The following is a 16,825-nucleotide window of genomic DNA, read 5'->3' on the forward strand; positions in this document are numbered from 1 at the left end:
TATCAGTTGCTGCTGCTGGTCAGCGTTACCATAGAGGTTTTCACAGGTTCAACAGCGGGTCTGAGCCCCAGCAAAGGTGCCACGCGGCGGATCATCTCGGCAGCGACAGGCACAGCCGTCCAGCCGGCGGTGCGGCGCGGCTTGTCACCAGAATTTTCAGAGGGTTCGTCCAACGTGACGATCAACACATATTTCGGATCATGTGACGGGAAGATCGACGCAAAGGTCGCCAGTGTCTTTTTCTTGTAATACCCGCCGCGGGGCTTGGGCTTGTCTGCAGTGCCGGTCTTGCCACCAACAAAATACCCCGGCACCCGGGCAAAACTGGCCGTGCCCTTAGCCACAACCTTGCGCAGCATCATGCGACCATCGCGCGCCGCCCGTTCCGACATGACGCGCGGCCCCTGTTTCGGGTTGACCTGTTTAATGAGGGTCGGCGTAACCTTGTATCCGCCATTGGCAATTGCCGCATAGCCTGCGGCCAGATGCATCGGTGATGTCGATAGCCCGTGACCATAAGAGATCGTGACTGCGGATAAATCCGTCCACTTTTTGGGCAACAAGGGTTTGCCCCCTGCGGCCTCGACAATCTCGAAGGGTGTCGCCTCAAAAAATCCAAGGCTTTTGAGGAATTCTTGCTGCCGCTTTGGTCCGATCTGCAAGGCCATCCGACCGGTGCCCCGGTTCGACGATTTGACGATGATGTCCGTTACCGACAAGGCACCATAGTTCTTGCCCTGAAATTCGCCGATCCTGAACCCGCCAACCTTCAGCGGACCTTTGGTTTCAATCACCGTTTCAGCACTTACCAAACCCAGTTCCATCGCTTGCGTCGCTGCGAAGATCTTGAACACAGACCCTAGTTCATAAACCCCCTGAACCGCACGGTTGAACAGCGGGCTGTCAGAGGCGTCCCCCTCAACTGCGGGGCGTGGGCGGTTGTTGGGGTCAAACGTTGGCAGGGAAACCACCGAGATCACCTCGCCGGTTTTCACATCCATCAGCACACTTGTGGCACCTTTGGCATTCATCAACTTCATCCCCCCCCACAGCACCCGCTCGGCGGCGGCCTGCACTGTCAGGTCCAGCGATAGCTCCAGCGGCTTGCCGGCATTGGCAGGATCACGCAGATAATCGTCGAAATACTTCTCGACACCGGCAACCCCGATCACCTCGGCGGCATGTACCCCCTCTTTGCCAAATGACGCGCCGCCCATAACATGGGCCGCCAGCGTTCCGTTGGGATAGAGACGCATATCACGCGGCGCAAACAACAGGCCCGGATCACCAATATCATGCACGGCCTGCTTTTGTTCCGGGCTGATTTTCTTTTTGATCCACAAGAACTTGCGCTTACCGGTGAAATCCTTGATCAACCGCTCTTCGTTCAGATCGGGAAACACCTTAACCAGCCCCTTGGCCGCCATCACCGGATCAACCATATGTTTGGGTTGTGCATAAAGCGCGTGAGTGTCGAAATTTGTCGCCAGCAAGTTGCCATGACGGTCAACAATGTCAGCACGGCTGGCCGAGATTACAGCCCCAGGCGCATGGGCACGCGGTTCAACCGGATCAGTGCTGGCCAACATCCCCATTCGGGCACCAACAACACCAAAAGCGCAAAAGAAGAACACCCCCAGAACCAACAAACGCCCCTCGGCGCGCATCCGTGCCTTATCGCGCATCTGTTCGTGGCGGATACGTTTGTTTTCATTCTCAATCGCGTCCGGGTTTTCACCTTTTTGACGGGCGTCCAGAATACGTGCCAGCGGGCGTAGCGGGGTGCGGATCATAACGGAGCCTCGTCTTTGGCAGCGGCACTGGAAACATCTACAGGATTGGTGATCGGCAACAGCGGTGCAGGCGGGTACGGTACCTCGTCAACCTGACCGAACTGGTCCGGGTGCAGCGGCAAGAGGCCCAGACGCTCAAAGTTGATTTCCGCCAGATCGCGCAAACGGTCGGGGCGGTTCTGATAGGCCCATTCGGCCTTGAGGACAGCCAGACGCGCATGGGCCGCGCGGATACTTGCGTGCAACTTATCCGCCTCGCTCAGCGCTTGCTGGGTCGCGTAATTCTCGCGGTAAGCCCAGAAGGCAAGACCAATCACCGCAATTGTCGTCAAAATATGAAGGATCGCGCGCATCTCTACAGCCCCTTAACCATGGGCATTCCCACGGTTTTTGCGTCAATCTCGCCCGAGGGCGCATCGGTTCTGATGGCCACCCGCAGCTTTGCCGAACGGCTGCGCGGGTTTTCTTCTAGTTCTTGTGCATCCGGCCCGATGGCCTTGCGCTTCTTGACGATGAATTGTGGTGCGGCGCGCACCTCTTCGGGGGCAAAACGATTGGCATTCCCGCCCGTCCCTGCCCGCGCCGTAAGAAAGCGTTTCACCATCCGGTCCTCGACAGAATGGAACGTCACCACTGCCAATTGCCCACCGGGCTTTAACGCCCGTTCTGCGGCCATAAGCCCCTGAAACAGCTCACCATATTCGTTATTCACCGCAATACGCAGCCCCTGAAAACTGCGTGTCGCCGGGTGACTTTGGCCGGGTTTGGAGCGCGGCAAACACCCCTCGACCAACTTAGCCAGTTTTAACGTCGAGGTGATCGGTGCCTCATTGCGGGCCCGCACAATCGCCGCAGCAATCCGCCGGCTTGCGCGTTCCTCGCCGTATTGAAACAGGATGTTGGCGATAACCTCTTCATCGGCCTCATTGACGATATCCGCCGCGGAAGGCCCATCTTGTGACATCCGCATGTCCAGCGGACCGTCACGCATGAAGGAAAATCCGCGCTCGGCCTGATCCAGCTGCATGGACGAAACGCCAAGGTCCAGCACAACACCATCCAAATCAGACGCATATTCATCCAGTTTGGAGAACACACCCGCCTGCATCACCAACCGCTCACCATATTCTCCGGCCCAACCAGCGGCCATCTCAAAGGCAAGCGGATCGCGGTCCACGGCTATAACCTTTGACGCCCCGGCATCCAGAAAGCCACGGGTATAGCCGCCCGCCCCAAACGTCCCATCCAACCAGACACCCTCAACAGGGGCCACAGCCTCAAGAATGGGGCGCAACAAAACCGGTGTATGGGGAGAGGAAGGTGTATCTGAAGAGGCCGCAGCAGCCATTGTCTTTATTCCCCTGAAGGGCCGTCAAGGAACGCCATCGGATCAAAATCCTCTGGCAGATCGTCCAGCCATTCCTGTTCTTTTGCACGTTCTACCGTGTCGTAGGTCTCGGTTTTCCAAATCTGGAAGGTATCACCGGCGGCAATAAAGAATGCCTCGTTCTCCAGATCAATTTTCTGACGCAGCTTGGCAGGCAGCACCAGGCGGCCGGTTTCGTCGACATTCGTCGGAAAGGACTGACCGTGGAACAGGCGCTGCAACATCTTGCGCTCCATGCTGCCACGCGGCAGGGCGTCGATCTTGGCGTCCACCTCGTCAATCGCGTTCATTGTATAGCATTCAAGGTAATTGCGGCGGTGATCCCCATAGACAATGACCAGCTCGGGGTTTTCGCCGCTTTTCCAGTTCGGATCGCCCGCCTCCAGCACACGCCGAAAAGAGGCTGGGATAGACACCCGCCCCTTCGTATCGACCTTGTGGTGGCTTTCGCCTCTGAACCTGCGGCTCACTGTATTACGTTCCTATATACGCGCTTGCGCGCCTTGGCTTCTTTGCGCCCCGGCCCGCCGCACCCCGCGCGGAAAACCAATGTGTTAGATGCGGAAACGGCGGGTCTGATCTGCTGCCACTGATCAACCCGCCGTCCCTGTCCCGCCTTGCGGGGAAGTCCGACTGCGCGCGCCACCTGGGGGGATGTCTGCTCGCTCGCGCGCCGGATCTCTTGGTCTGATGAAAGCGAGGTGCCTGTATGAAACCTGCTAGGTTTTGTTTTTATTTGGGGTCGTTTGCTGCCCCGAAGTCCCGTTCTCATCCGATACAATAGGGATACCGTGGGAATTCATGGGCGTCTATATAAATTTCGGAAGATATACTGAGATTTTGGTTCTACACAGGAAAGAATATCAGCACACCGCAGTAGATCACGGCAGATTTGTATCCTATATAGATGGCAGCATTTCGAAAAACACAACATATAGAAAAACGCTAACCTTCTCCATAGTGTCCCATTAAATCCCAGAAAATTATGCACACAGACTTATCCACAGCTTATGTTCTCGACTTGTTCTCAAGTCAAACGGTATTTTCACTCAAAACATAGGCGTTTTTCCGGAAAAGTGATTCGGAATTCACTCAGCCCCGTGGGCAAGGCTGGCCGTTGCGCCGGTCTTTCCCATGGTTTCCCGTACGCCGTCCCATGATTTCCCACAACAGCTTCGCGCCGCACCCAATACCCCGCCCAAGCTTGCTTCTTTGCTGACAAGTCGCCAAAACACATTTGTATTTCTTCGGAGACGATTATGAACACTGCACTGGCTATTCTGGCCCACGCCCTGCGCATGCTGATCCATGAGCCTTCAACAACGCTGCGCGTCATTTTACCTGCAATCCTTGTCGTGCTGGGGTGCAGCTGGGCCATTACAATGCTGGCCGGCGATCTGGTAACCTCGATGCAGGTGGGAGGCGACCTTCAGTATATCCCCACCCCCAATGCCGTGTTCAGCTTTCTGGTGTTTGGTCTTATCGGCCTCATGGGATATGCGCTGATGGCGATACTCTGGCACCGCCATGTCCTTTTGAACGGAGCGGATAACCGGGAAAACCTACGTCCAGACCGCCGCATCTTCCTTAGCTATGTCTGGCGTGCAATCGTTTTGGGGCTGGTGCAGATTATTGCAAGCATTCCGGCCGCCCTCATTCTAGGCATTTTGGCCGGCGCTTCCTTAACTGGCGATCCAAGCGGAGCAACTGCGACCGTGCTGACCTTCGCATTGGGCATTGCCCTTGTCTGGATTGCAATGCGGCTTAGCCTGGTATTGCCAGCCGCAGCCCTAGGTCATCCGATGTCTCTCGGCCAAAGCTGGGATGAAACCAAACCAGCCGCTGCTGCACTTTGGGGGGTCGCCCTTTTGCTATCGGGGCTGGATACCTGCATGTATTTGATCACCAGCAACCTTCTGCCAGATACGGGCCTTACCGGCGTACTGGTGCAGACATTCGTTTACATGCTCGAAGGTCTGGTCTTTGTCTCAATGCTAACCACCCTTTACGGGCATCTGGTCGAAGGCCGGTCTTTGGGGCAATAGCCGGTGCCAAAAGCCGGCGACACGGCGACACCCCAAAGAACATTAACACCCGAGCTTAGAGGGATAACCTACAGCCTTCTGAGAAAAACCTGAGACAGGTACCCTATATCTCTTCCTCTAACCCAAGGCGAAAAGGCGGGCCTGCCCCCTGAGGTTAACCCAAAGAGTTTTAGGCCATCCCCCCTTTGATCAGCCCCTCTGCGATCCGCGCATAGGCCTGTGCCATCGTGCCATCTCCCGCGGCAACCGGGGTTCCGGAGTCGCCTGCCAGCCGTGTCTCAAGGTCAATAGGCAAGGCCCCCAACAAGGGCACGCCCATGGTCTGCGCTTCGGCCGCAACGCCGCCCGTGCCGAATATCTCATGCTCTGCCCCGCAATCGGGACAGACAAACATCGACATGTTTTCGATCAGACCCAGAACCGGTGTTTTCAATGTCGCGAACATATCCAACGCCTTGCGGGCATCAATCAACGCCACGTCCTGCGGGGTGCTGACAACGATGGCACCGCTCAGTTCCGACTTGGTACAGAGCGTCAGCTGTACATCCCCTGTGCCCGGCGGCAGATCAACGATCAGCACGTCCAGCGCGCCCCACTCGACCTGCCCCAACATCTGCTGCAACGCCCCCATCAACATGGGCCCCCGCCAGACAACCGCTTTGCCCTCTTCCATCATAAACCCGATGGACATCAAGGTGACGCCATGGGCCTGCAAGGGAATGATCGTCTTGCCGTCCGGTGATGCCGGTTTTTTATTGATCCCCATCATACGCGGGATGCTGGGCCCGTAGATATCTGCGTCGAGCAGCCCGACTTTGCGCCCTGCCTTGGCCAATGCGACCGCCAAATTGGTGCTGACTGTGGATTTCCCGACTCCGCCCTTACCAGACCCCACTGCGAGAATGCGCTGTACACCCGATGGTTTCGATGGCCCCTCCTGCGGTTTGGGGTGCCCCCCGATCTTGAGACTGGGGGCCGCGGCGGGTTTCGCCGCAGGACCATGCGCCGTCAAAGCGACTGTGGCCTGCGTCACTCCGGGCAATTCCGACACGGCCTTTTCCGCCGCATCGCGCAGCGGCCCCATCTGGCGCGCAGCGTCTGCATTCGGGGCCTCGATCACAAACCGTACGACACCCCCTTCTATGTTCAGGGCACGCACAAAATCATGCGCCAAAAGGCTGCGTCCGTCTGGCAGGCCGATCCGTTCGAGGGCAGCTTCGACATCAGCTTTGGTGACAGGTTTCGGGTCGGACATGGCGCGGCTCCTATAAACGGCTTACGTCCCTGTGACATCGCATTTTCCACTGAGGACACAAGGGGGCGCGGCCATTTGCCTGTTTTGTCCGCACACCGCCTAGGGGATATACAACATAACCATGCCATTGCTGCATGGCAGCATTGCAAAATAATTCATTGTGCATCGGCAGCATAAATGTGAATGTAGGTGTATCGAAGCGACATTAGTTCTTCACGAGTACGACCAGACGAGTTCATCCTCCTCCCGAACAAGTCTGTTTTTCCGGCGGCGATATCTCCTCCCAGATATCGTCGCCATTTTTTTATCTCCACTTCCCCCGACACACCCAAACATCGCGCCGGCGGTAATTGTTTCTATTTCAATTACAGATAGTTGACCCGACGTCCCCTATGCAAAAAGCGCATAGCGGCAATGCCGGCATGTCCATTGTGCAATGAAAATCAGAGGCTATTTATGCGTCAACGAAACGAGACGATTTAGCATTCTATACGAGGCGCCCTAATGGCATATTTGACATCAACATCCGCAACCGGCACATCATTCGCTGACCGTGCATCCGCAGCATTTCAGAACATTGTTACAAGCTACAAACAGCACCGTCTGTACCGTGAGACCTTCAACGAGTTGAGCGCGCTCAGCAACCGCGAGCTGGCCGACCTGGGTCTGAACCGTTCAAACCTGCAACAGATTGCACGGGAATCATCACGCATTACCCTGCGCTAAGAGATCCTGCCGTGCCGCGCCTCCCCGCGGTACGTCAGGTCGCGTTGGGCTTCAGCAACGCCTCCTCCCCGAGGTTGCAGCCCACGTGACAAGACCCGAAGAATGATCCTCCCATCACGCTTCGGGCCGACAAGTGAGCAGCTGCACCTTCCTCCCAAGGTGCAGCTGTTTTCCGTTTTACACTCTGCTATTATTCATCCCTGCTTTGGCGCGGCCTCCAGAAGGTCACCGGGCTGACACTCCAGCACTTCGCAAATTTTCGCCAGTGTCTCAAAGCGCACCCCCTTCACTTTGCCGGACTTCAGCAGGCTCATATTCTGCACTGTGATTCCCACCGCTGCCGCCAGATCCTTTGACTTCATCTTGCGCTGCGCCAGCATGACATCCAGCCTCACGATGATCTCCATCAGACAAATTCCTCATTCTCGCGGGCGATGCCTATTGCCTCATGCAGGATTTTGCCCAACAGGATGAACCCCAAGCCACAAAACACCAGCGCAAGGGTTTCGCTTGAATACCAGAATCGAAGTGGCAAGGGCCCCTGTGGATTGTGCCAGGATTTGATCATCGGACTGAGACAGCCCCCCAACAGCTGCGCCAGTGCTGACATGCTCAGCCAGAACCCGACCCCAAAGATGCCGCGGGCCGTGCGCAAGTCGAACAAATGCCCTGCCCGCATCAACAGCAGGGCACGCACTGCCCAAGCATAGGAAAACAACCCAAACAGTGGCGACATGATCCAGAGCAACAGAAACACCACCCGTGTCATCGGTGCAATCACGGCATTTGGATCAACCCAACTGTCATTCAACCAGCGTTCCGGTTGCAACAGCGCCTCATTAAAGGCCCAGCTGATCCCGGCGCCAAACGAATAAATCATCACTGGAATTACCAAGATCAAGGCGACTGAACAAAGGCGTTTAATTTTTTCCAAATCCCGCTCCGGTAGAAAATTTACTGCATTACGATAATTTTTACTTGATATTCGCTACTTGTCCAGCTTTCATTAGGCAACCTTACCGAAGCAGGACTTTTGATATGAAACGACTAAGCATTCTCTCTGCAGTGATTTGTACGACCCTCATGGCGGTGCCCGCTCAGGCCGAACCAAAATTGTTTGGCAATGCGGTCACAATGGGCAAAGTGCCGGGTGTAAAACTCAGCGCCAAACAACGCCGTGCCTTGAAATGGTATGCTAGCAAAAAGGCTTATTTCGGTGCATTCTATGTGGTCGAAGGCACGGATGATCTGTTCTGGACCCGAAATTTTCACAGCATGAAAACTGCACAGGAAGCGGCAAAAACCGGCTGTGAAATCGTGTCAAAGTCCAAATCCTGCGTCTTGCACGCGGTTCTATATCCCAAGGGCATGGACCCAAACGGAAACGGGCTTGAAGGATTGGGGCAACGCGCCGGAAAGGTATTCGAGCGCAAATATCCCAAACGCCAAAAAGACGGCAAATTCGGCGCATTTGCCATCAACGGGGCCTATGGTTTCGGCCTTTCCTTCGGCTGGGACACGAAAAAAGAGGCCACGGAGGCTGCCCTTGCCTATTGTAAACTGGACAGTTCCCACGGCATGGCCCCTATCGGCATCCAAGCGCGCAAATGGGTCGAGGCGAAAAAGCTTGATAAATGCCATGTCGTTGACACCCACACTCCCGCCGCGGACTAAAACGGCACGTCATCACAACCGGTGACAAAGCGGGAGACCACCTTTTTGGTCCCCGCTTTTTCAAAGTCGATCTCCAGCTTGTCGCCTTCAATCCCGGTCACTGCGCCATAGCCAAATTTCTGGTGAAACACCCGTTCCCCCATCGCAAAACTGCTGACCGCCTGCATATCAATGGTCACATTCTTGGCCTCAGACGGCTGCGACACCCCGCGTTCACCGGCACGTGATTGCAACCGCCGCCAACCCGGCGAGTTATAGACATTCGCCTCTGCCGCTGCGTCATGCAGGTTGCTGGTTGGCATCGCCGCGCCAAACCCGCCGCCGTATAGACCGGGCGGCGTTAACACCTCCACATGGGCCTCTGGCAACTCGTCGATAAACCGCGACGGCATCGCACTTTGCCATTGCCCGAACACCCGCCGGTTGGCGGCAAAACTGATCGTACAGATCGCCTCTGCCCGCGTGATCCCGACATAGGCCAGCCGACGCTCTTCCTCTAACCCTTTGAGACCACTTTCATCCATCGAACGCTGCGAGGGGAACAGCCCGTCTTCCCACCCCGGCAGGAACACCGCCGGAAACTCCAACCCTTTCGAGGCATGTAACGTCATGATCGACACTTTCGCGCCGCCATCATCGCTTTCATTGTCCATAATCAGGCTGACGTGTTCCAGAAATCCTTGCAGGTTCTCGAACTGCTCCAAGGCTTTGACCAGCTCTTTCAGGTTTTCCAATCGTCCCGGTGCCTCGGGCGTTTTGTCGTTCTGCCACATGCCGGTATAGCCGGATTCATCCAGAATGATCTCGGCCAGCTCCACATGGCTGATCTCGGGCGGGCCATATTCAACCCGCGCCGGACCGCTTTCGTTGTCCAACACCTCATTATCCACCTGCACCGGCATCACCGGCCCGCGCAGCTTGCTGTTCCAGCGCTCGATCCCGTCAATCAATAGCCGCAGCTGGGCACCGCCCTTGCCGCCCAAACCGCCGTTCGCCAGCAAAATCCGCGCACCTTCCACAAGATTCACGCCATTTTCCCGCGCCGTCATCTGGATTTTCTGCTGCGCCTTATCCCCCAAGCCGCGCTTGGGTGTGTTCACAATCCGCTCAAACGCCAGATCATCATCCGGGCTGGTCACCACGCGAAAATAGGCCATCGCGTCGCGAATCTCCAAACGCTCGTAAAACCGCGGCCCGCCAATTACCCGATAGGGCAAGCCAATGGTCAGAAACCGGTCTTCGAACGCACGCATTTGGTGGCTGGCCCGCACCAGAATTGCCATATGGTCCAGCGATACCGGGTCCTTTCCACGGGTCCCGCGTTGCATCGCCTCGATTTCGTCCCCGATCCAACGCGCCTCTTCCTCGCCATCCCAATGGCCGATCAGCCGAACCTTTTCGCCTTCTTCACGGTCGGTCCACAGGGTCTTGCCCAACCGCCCCTCATTGCCAGCAATCACACCTGATGCCGCGGCCAGGATATGTGGGGTCGAACGGTAATTCTGCTCAAGCTTAACCACATGGGCACCCGGAAAATCCGTCTCGAAGCGCAGGATATTGCCCACTTCCGCACCGCGCCAGCCATAGATCGACTGATCATCATCACCGACACAACAGATATTCTTGTGACTCTGTGCCAACAAGCGCAACCACATGTATTGTGCGACGTTCGTATCCTGATACTCATCCACCAAAAGGTATTTGAACCAGCGCTGATATTGCTCAAGCACATCCGGATGGCTTTGGAAAATCGTCACCATATGCAGCAACAGATCACCGAAATCCGTCGCATTCAGCTCGATCAGCCGCGCCTGATAGGCCGCGTAAATCTCGGCACCGCGGTGATTATAGGCCGCGGCATCCGCCCCCGGCACCTTGTCTGGCGTCAGTGCCCGGTTTTTCCAACCGTCAATGATCCCCGCCAACATCCGCGCCGGCCAGCGTTTGTCGTCAATGCCTTCCGCGCGGATCAACTGCTTGAGCAGCCGCAATTGGTCGTCTGTATCCAGAATGGTAAAGTTACTCTTTAACCCGACCAGTTCGGCATGCCGCCTCAGCTGCTTTACACAAATCGCATGAAACGTTCCCAACCAGGGCATCCCCTCGACATGTTGACCCAACAAGGTCCCCACACGGGTCTTCATTTCCCGGGCCGCTTTATTGGTAAAAGTCACCGCCAGAATTTCGTTTGGACGCGCCCGCCCGGTATTCAGCAAATGCACAATCCGCGCGGTCAGAGCTTTGGTCTTGCCCGTGCCCGCCCCGGCCAGCATCAAAACCGGCCCGTCCATCTGCTCAACCGCAGCGCGCTGCGCCGGATTCAAGCCATCCAGATAGGGTTGCGGCCGCGCAGCCATGGCCCGCGCTGACAGAGATGCGCCCTCAAAGGCGTCCATTTCATCAAAATCATTCATCCCGTCAACCTAGCCAATTCCACAAAAAAGGAAAACCCATGTTCGCCACATGTTCCGCTTCTCTTTTTGGCTCTAAATACTGCGGCGCACCCCTGACCAAACCCGGATCACTTGCTATGGCCCCCTCGGTACCACTGGACAAATCCAAAAAGCCGCGCACAGATACCCGCATGGACCTGCACAGCACATATCCCGCTTTGGCCGATCTGCGCGCCCTTGCGAAAAAACGCATCCCCAAATTCGTTTGGGAATATCTGGACAGCGGCACCGGGACAGAGGCCACGAAATCGCGCAACCGAAGCGAGCTGGACAAAATCGGCTTTGCCGCGTCGATCTTGCACGGCGACATCACGCCCGATCTGACAACGATCTTTCTGAACCAGGCCCACCCTTTGCCCTTCGGCATTGCGCCAATCGGGATGTCCGGCCTGATCTGGCCGGGGGCCGAACCGACATTGGCGCAGGCTGGGGCCAAACACAGCATTCCCTATTGCATCTCTACCGTGGCCACCCAAAGCCCAGAAGACATGGCTCCGCATATCGGCACACATGCGTGGTTCCAACTCTACCCGCCACGCGATCCCGACATCCGCCGCGACATGCTGGCCCGTGCCAAATCCGCGGGTTTCACCACCCTTGTCCTGACGGTTGATGTCCCGACATCCTCGCGCCGCGAACGGCAAGTCCGCTCGGGGCTGACCAACCCGCCCAAGATCACCCCGCGCCTTCTGGCGCAAATCGCCACCTGTCCCACTTGGGCATTAGAAACCGCCAAACGCGGTATGCCCTATATGCGGGGTATCGATAAATATACCTCTGCCGCGACCAAGGGCCTGCCGCCGACCGCCCATGTCGGGTATCTTTTGCGCACCTCACCTGACTGGGACTACGTCACATGGCTGCGCGATCATTGGGATGGGCCGCTGGTGATCAAAGGGGTGATGCGCCCCGAAGATGCCACGCGGTTGGAAACAATGGGGGCGGATGCCCTTTGGGTTTCAAATCATGCTGGCCGCCAGTTCGACGCGGCCCCCGCCAGCATAGAGGCCCTTCCCGCGATCCGCGCCGCCACGAAACTACCATTGGTGTTCGACAGCGGTGTGGAATCCGGCCTTGATATCCTGCGGGCATTGGCACTGGGGGCTGATTTTGTCATGCTGGGACGGGCTTTCCACTTTGCCCTTGGGGCCATGGGGGCCAAAGGAGTGGACCACCTGATTGATATCCTTGCCAAAGACCTTGCCGCCAATATGGGGCAGCTGGGTGCCGCCAACCTTAAATCCCTGCCGGACACGATTAACTTGCGCTGAAATCAGACGGCAATCCCCCGCCACGGCGGTCTGCGGGCGATCAGGTTCCAACGACAGGCGATCCCGTCTGCGAGACCAAACTGCCGGCCATGGCCGCCGCCAAAAATGTCTCAAGCAAACCATGCACCCGCGCATTGTCACCTCGCTCGGGTGCCTGCGCATCCAACAGGCGGGTCAATTCAAATACACTGTCTCTGACCAAAGGTTGCAATTCCGCCGGATTCGCATGGCCCATTTGCCAGTTCCCAAAGGCCCTTTCCGGCGCTGTACCCTTGGCCAACAGATGCACCCGCCTGTGTCGGGTGTCGGCCTCGATCCGCGCATAGCAGGCTTCCAAAGCATCAAGCGGCCCTTCCAGAACCTGAAAAAACCGCCTGCCGTCAGAAACCAACAAACCCGACAGATTGGCCACAGCATTATTACGCCGCGACGCCATAAGGATTTGTTCAACATCCTTTTGCCCGACATCCGGGGACATGTCACTGACATAGACTTTACGGTAAATCATGGCCTGCCTCTTTGTCTTTCTCGGCCCTGCTTCAACGATTCGACTGAATTTCCGGTTAAGGCCGAAACCCTTCCGGCTGAAGCCCGCACCATTTCCGACTATGGCCGACACGCCCGCGACCTGCACAGACCGTCGGTTTCGAAATGTTTCTGAAATGTGACATTCTCCGGGGTTTTGGGTATTGTGCCGCAGTGCAGCGGCCCTAGAGTGCCCACACCCAAAAGCGGAGACTGCCATGCCTGACTTCAAGAAAATCCTCGTCGCCAACCGCGGTGAAATTGCCATCCGCATTATGCGCGCCGCCAACGAGATGGGCAAAAAGACGGTCGCCGTCTATGCCGAAGAGGACAAGCTGGGCCTGCACCGCTTTAAAGCGGATGAGGCTTACCGCATTGGCGAGGGCCTTGGCCCTGTTGCCGCCTATCTGAGCATTGACGAAATCATCCGCGTCGCCAAGGCCGCCGGTGCGGATGCGATCCATCCCGGCTACGGCCTGCTTTCCGAAAACCCGGATTTTGTGGATGCCTGTGAAAACAACGGCATCACCTTCATTGGCCCGCGTGCCGAAACCATGCGTGCGCTTGGCGACAAGGCCTCTGCCCGCCGCGTCGCGGTTGAGGCGGGCGTGCCGGTCATTCCCGCCACCGAGGTCTTGGGCGACGATATGGACGCCATCCGAAAAGAAGCCGCCGAAGTTGGATACCCTTTCATGCTCAAGGCCTCTTGGGGTGGAGGTGGTCGCGGTATGCGCCCGATCTACGCGGAATCCGAACTTGAAGAGAAAGTCCTTGAAGGGCGGCGCGAGGCCGAAGCCGCTTTCGGCAATGGCGAAGGCTATCTTGAGAAAATGATCCTCAAAGCGCGCCATGTAGAGGTGCAGATCCTTGGCGACAAACACGGCGACATCTATCACCTGTTTGAGCGCGATTGTTCTGTCCAGCGCCGCAACCAAAAAGTTGTTGAACGCGCCCCTGCCCCGTACCTAAGCGAAGAGCAACGCCACGAAATCTGCGAACTGGGCCGCAAGATCTGCGCCCATGTCGGCTATGAATGCGCCGGCACCGTTGAGTTTCTGATGGATATGGCGGACGGCAAATTCTATTTCATCGAAGTAAACCCGCGTGTGCAGGTCGAACATACCGTCACCGAAGAAGTCACCGGCATCGACATTGTTCAGTCCCAAATTCTGATCGCTGAAGGCAAGACCATTGCCGAGGCCACCGGCAAGGCGTCACAGGATGACATCCAGCTCACCGGCCACGCCCTGCAAACCCGCATCACCACCGAAGACCCGCTGAACAATTTCATTCCGGACTATGGCCGGATTACCGCCTTCCGCGAGGCCACAGGCATGGGTATCCGGTTGGACGGTGGCACCGCCTATTCCGGCGGCGTAATCACCCGCTATTATGACTCTCTGCTGATGAAGGTCACCGCCAAAGCGCAAACCCCAGAGGCGGCCATCGCCCGCATGGACCGTGCCCTGCGCGAATTCCGTATCCGCGGTGTTGCCACCAACATCGCCTTTGTCGAGAACCTGTTGAAACATCCAACCTTCCTCGACAACACCTATCACACCAAATTCATTGACGAGACACCCGACCTCTTTACCTTCAAGAAACGCCGCGACCGCGCCACTAAAGTATTGAATTACATCGCGGATATCTCAGTAAACGGCCATCCGGAAACCAAAGGTCATCCCCGCCTTGCCCCTAGCGTGCGCCAGCCCAAGCCCCCCGCCAACCGGGCAGAGCCGCTGATGGGCACCCGCAACCTGTTGGAACAAAAAGGCCCGCAGGCCGTCGCCGACTGGATGTCCCAACAACGCCAGCTTTTGATCACCGACACCACAATGCGCGACGGCCACCAGAGCCTGCTTGCCACCCGAATGCGCAGCCACGATATGATCAAGGTGGCCCCCGCCTATGCGGCCAATCTGCCCACGCTGTTCTCTGTGGAATGCTGGGGCGGTGCCACCTTCGATGTGGCCTACCGCTTTTTGCAGGAATGCCCGTGGCAGCGCCTGCGTGACCTGCGCGAAGCCATGCCAAACGTGATGACGCAAATGTTGCTGCGCGCCAGCAACGGTGTCGGCTACACCAACTATCCGGACAATGTGGTGCAGTTCTTTGTGAAACAGGCCGCCACATCCGGCGTCGATGTTTTCCGCGTATTCGACAGCCTGAACTGGGTGGAAAACATGCGCGTTGCGATGGATGCTGTGATCGACGCAGGCAAGGTCTGCGAAGGCACGATTTGTTATACCGGCGATATCTTCGACCCCGAGCGCGCCAAATACGACCTGAAATACTACGTCCAGATGGGTAAAGACCTGAAGGCCGCTGGTGCGCATGTGCTGGGCCTGAAAGACATGGCTGGATTGCTCAAACCCGCGCAGGCCCGCGTGCTGGTCAAAGCACTGAAATCCGAGGTCGGCCTGCCGATCCACTTCCACACCCATGACACCGCCGGCATCGCGACCGCCACCATCCTCGCCGCGTCTGAGGCCGGTGTAGATGCGGTTGATTGCGCCATGGACGCGTTTTCCGGCAATACATCGCAAGCCACGCTCGGCTCTGTCGTCTCGGCCCTCAAACACACCGACCGCGACACCGGCCTTGATATGACCGCCGTGCGTGAAATCTCGGACTACTGGGAAGACGTGCGTCACCAATACGGGGCCTTCGAGACCGGTATGCAGGCACCATCATCGGAAGTTTACCTGCATGAAATGCCCGGCGGCCAATTCACCAACCTCAAGGCCCAAGCCTCTTCTCTTGGGCTTGACGATCGCTGGCCCGAGGTCGCCCGCACCTATGCGGACGTGAACCAGATGTTCGGCGATATTGTTAAGGTCACGCCTTCATCTAAAGTTGTTGGCGACATGGCCCTGATGATGGTGTCCCAAGGATTGACCCGCGCGCAGGTGGAAGACCCTGAAACCGATGTCGCCTTCCCCGACTCCGTGATCGACATGATGCGTGGGAACCTTGGCCAGCCCCCCGGAGGCTTCCCTGAAACTATCGTGTCAAAAGCCCTGAAAGGCGAGAAACCCAACCTCGAACGCCCCGGCAAACACCTGAAACCGGTCGACCTTGAAGCGACCCGCGCCGACCTGTCCAAACAGTTGGAAGGCATGGAAATCGACAACGAAGACCTTGCCGGCTACCTGATGTACCCCAAGGTCTTCCTTGATTACATGGGCCGTCACCGCCAATACGGTCCGGTGCGCACCCTGCCAACGCAGACCTTTTTCTATGGGATGGACCCGTCCGAGGAAATCAGCGCCGAAATCGACCCCGGCAAAACCCTTGAGATACGTCTGCAAGCCATTGGAGAGACCAGCGAAGACGGCGAGGTCAAAGTTTTCTTTGAACTCAACGGACAACCCCGTGTGATCCGCGTGCCCAACCGTCTGGTCAAGGCTACCACGGCGCAGCGACCCAAGGCCGAAGCGGGCAATGACAACCACATCGGCGCACCGATGCCGGGTGTTGTGGCGTCTGTAGGTGCGGTCGTGGGCCAACAGGTCCACGCAGGTGATCTGTTGTTGACCATTGAGGCGATGAAGATGGAAACCGGCATCCACGCCGAACGTGACGCGGTGGTGACAGCCGTGCATGTGCAGGCAGGGGGGCAGATTGACGCGAAAGACTTGCTGGTAGAGTTGGAGTGAAAGCCATGCAGGGAACGGTCGGCATTGCCAGCAACGT

The 16,825-nt window shown here is 57.2% G+C and carries 14 protein-coding genes; 5 read left to right on the forward strand and 9 right to left on the reverse strand.

What is annotated here, in order from left to right:
- Positions 1-2: 2 nt before the first annotated feature.
- From HKX44_RS06725 to mraZ, 4 genes are read right to left on the reverse strand one after another with little or no spacing between them, the layout of a single operon-like run.
- Entirely contained in the window at positions 3-1,793 is a 1,791-nt protein-coding gene (locus HKX44_RS06725; RefSeq protein WP_276150505.1) for a penicillin-binding protein 2, read from the reverse strand.
- Positions 1,790-2,146, reverse strand: a complete 357-nt coding sequence (locus tag HKX44_RS06730; RefSeq protein ID WP_276150506.1) for a cell division protein FtsL — start codon at positions 2,144-2,146, stop codon at positions 1,790-1,792. The genes HKX44_RS06725 and HKX44_RS06730 overlap by 4 nt, the downstream gene beginning before the upstream one ends.
- Before the next feature lie 2 nt (positions 2,147-2,148).
- On the reverse strand, positions 2,149-3,141 hold the full coding sequence (gene rsmH, locus HKX44_RS06735; RefSeq protein ID WP_276150507.1) for a 16S rRNA (cytosine(1402)-N(4))-methyltransferase RsmH: 993 nt from the start codon (positions 3,139-3,141) through the stop codon (positions 2,149-2,151).
- A gap of 5 nt (positions 3,142-3,146) precedes the next feature.
- Positions 3,147-3,650: a division/cell wall cluster transcriptional repressor MraZ gene (gene mraZ, locus HKX44_RS06740; protein WP_276150508.1), complete on the reverse strand. Its 504-nt coding sequence runs from the start codon at positions 3,648-3,650 to the stop codon at positions 3,147-3,149.
- Between the two features lie 789 nt (positions 3,651-4,439).
- On the opposite strand from mraZ, the gene HKX44_RS06745 reads away from it, so the two are divergent.
- Entirely contained in the window at positions 4,440-5,225 is a 786-nt protein-coding gene (locus HKX44_RS06745; RefSeq protein ID WP_276150509.1) for a hypothetical protein, read from the forward strand.
- Between the two features lie 169 nt (positions 5,226-5,394).
- Here the strand turns inward: HKX44_RS06745 and HKX44_RS06750 are convergent, their stop codons facing one another.
- A complete protein-coding gene (locus HKX44_RS06750) occupies positions 5,395-6,480 on the reverse strand; it encodes an Mrp/NBP35 family ATP-binding protein (protein ID WP_276150510.1) in 1,086 nt (361 codons plus the stop codon).
- Between the two features lie 504 nt (positions 6,481-6,984).
- Between HKX44_RS06750 and HKX44_RS06755 the strand changes: the two genes are divergently transcribed.
- Positions 6,985-7,206: a DUF1127 domain-containing protein gene (locus tag HKX44_RS06755; RefSeq protein ID WP_276150511.1), complete on the forward strand. Its 222-nt coding sequence runs from the start codon at positions 6,985-6,987 to the stop codon at positions 7,204-7,206.
- 194 nt (positions 7,207-7,400) lie between these two features.
- Here HKX44_RS06755 and HKX44_RS06760 read toward each other — a convergent pair whose 3' ends face one another.
- Together HKX44_RS06760 and HKX44_RS06765 are read right to left on the reverse strand one after the other, a co-directional pair.
- On the reverse strand, positions 7,401-7,613 hold the full coding sequence (locus tag HKX44_RS06760; protein ID WP_276150512.1) for a helix-turn-helix transcriptional regulator: 213 nt from the start codon (positions 7,611-7,613) through the stop codon (positions 7,401-7,403).
- Positions 7,613-8,086 (reverse strand): hypothetical protein, encoded by a 474-nt coding sequence (locus tag HKX44_RS06765; protein WP_276150513.1) that lies wholly within the window; start codon positions 8,084-8,086, stop codon positions 7,613-7,615. The genes HKX44_RS06760 and HKX44_RS06765 overlap by 1 nt, the downstream gene beginning before the upstream one ends.
- 158 nt (positions 8,087-8,244) lie before the next feature.
- Between HKX44_RS06765 and HKX44_RS06770 the strand changes: the two genes are divergently transcribed.
- Positions 8,245-8,880 carry a hypothetical protein gene (locus tag HKX44_RS06770; protein WP_276150514.1) on the forward strand — a complete coding sequence of 212 codons (636 nt, stop codon included), beginning with the start codon at positions 8,245-8,247 and terminating at the stop codon, positions 8,878-8,880.
- Here the strand turns inward: HKX44_RS06770 and HKX44_RS06775 are convergent.
- On the reverse strand, positions 8,877-11,294 hold the full coding sequence (locus HKX44_RS06775; protein WP_276150515.1) for a UvrD-helicase domain-containing protein: 2,418 nt from the start codon (positions 11,292-11,294) through the stop codon (positions 8,877-8,879). The two genes, HKX44_RS06770 and HKX44_RS06775, sit on opposite strands and share 4 nt — an antisense overlap.
- 170 nt (positions 11,295-11,464) lie before the next feature.
- On the opposite strand from HKX44_RS06775, the gene HKX44_RS06780 reads away from it, so the two are divergent.
- Entirely contained in the window at positions 11,465-12,604 is a 1,140-nt protein-coding gene (locus HKX44_RS06780) for an alpha-hydroxy acid oxidase (RefSeq protein WP_276150826.1), read from the forward strand.
- A gap of 40 nt (positions 12,605-12,644) precedes the next feature.
- Here HKX44_RS06780 and HKX44_RS06785 read toward each other — a convergent pair whose 3' ends face one another.
- Complete coding sequence (locus HKX44_RS06785) at positions 12,645-13,112, reverse strand: BLUF domain-containing protein (protein ID WP_276150516.1); 468 nt, start codon at positions 13,110-13,112, stop codon at positions 12,645-12,647.
- A 235-nt stretch (positions 13,113-13,347) separates the two neighbouring features.
- On the opposite strand from HKX44_RS06785, the gene HKX44_RS06790 reads away from it, so the two are divergent.
- Entirely contained in the window at positions 13,348-16,788 is a 3,441-nt protein-coding gene (locus tag HKX44_RS06790) for a pyruvate carboxylase (RefSeq protein WP_276150517.1), read from the forward strand.
- Positions 16,789-16,825 lie beyond the last annotated feature (37 nt).

This window comes from Sulfitobacter sp. M05 (genome assembly GCF_029285175.1).
In the GTDB taxonomy this organism is placed as follows: Bacteria; Pseudomonadota; Alphaproteobacteria; order Rhodobacterales; family Rhodobacteraceae; genus Sulfitobacter.

Coding starts and splice junctions, on each gene's coding strand:
- HKX44_RS06725 (WP_276150505.1), bottom strand. CDS start 1,793: ATGATCCGCACCCCGCTACGCCCGCTGGCACGTATTCTGGACGCCCGT.
- HKX44_RS06730 (WP_276150506.1), bottom strand. CDS start 2,146: ATGCGCGCGATCCTTCATATTTTGACGACAATTGCGGTGATTGGTCTT.
- rsmH (WP_276150507.1), bottom strand. CDS start 3,141: ATGGCTGCTGCGGCCTCTTCAGATACACCTTCCTCTCCCCATACACCG.
- HKX44_RS06745 (WP_276150509.1), top strand. CDS start 4,440: ATGAACACTGCACTGGCTATTCTGGCCCACGCCCTGCGCATGCTGATC.
- HKX44_RS06750 (WP_276150510.1), bottom strand. CDS start 6,480: ATGTCCGACCCGAAACCTGTCACCAAAGCTGATGTCGAAGCTGCCCTC.
- HKX44_RS06755 (WP_276150511.1), top strand. CDS start 6,985: ATGGCATATTTGACATCAACATCCGCAACCGGCACATCATTCGCTGAC.
- HKX44_RS06760 (WP_276150512.1), bottom strand. CDS start 7,613: ATGGAGATCATCGTGAGGCTGGATGTCATGCTGGCGCAGCGCAAGATG.
- HKX44_RS06765 (WP_276150513.1), bottom strand. CDS start 8,086: ATGATTTATTCGTTTGGCGCCGGGATCAGCTGGGCCTTTAATGAGGCG.
- HKX44_RS06770 (WP_276150514.1), top strand. CDS start 8,245: ATGAAACGACTAAGCATTCTCTCTGCAGTGATTTGTACGACCCTCATG.
- HKX44_RS06775 (WP_276150515.1), bottom strand. CDS start 11,294: ATGAATGATTTTGATGAAATGGACGCCTTTGAGGGCGCATCTCTGTCA.
- HKX44_RS06780 (WP_276150826.1), top strand. CDS start 11,465: ATGGACCTGCACAGCACATATCCCGCTTTGGCCGATCTGCGCGCCCTT.
- HKX44_RS06785 (WP_276150516.1), bottom strand. CDS start 13,112: ATGATTTACCGTAAAGTCTATGTCAGTGACATGTCCCCGGATGTCGGG.
- HKX44_RS06790 (WP_276150517.1), top strand. CDS start 13,348: ATGCCTGACTTCAAGAAAATCCTCGTCGCCAACCGCGGTGAAATTGCC.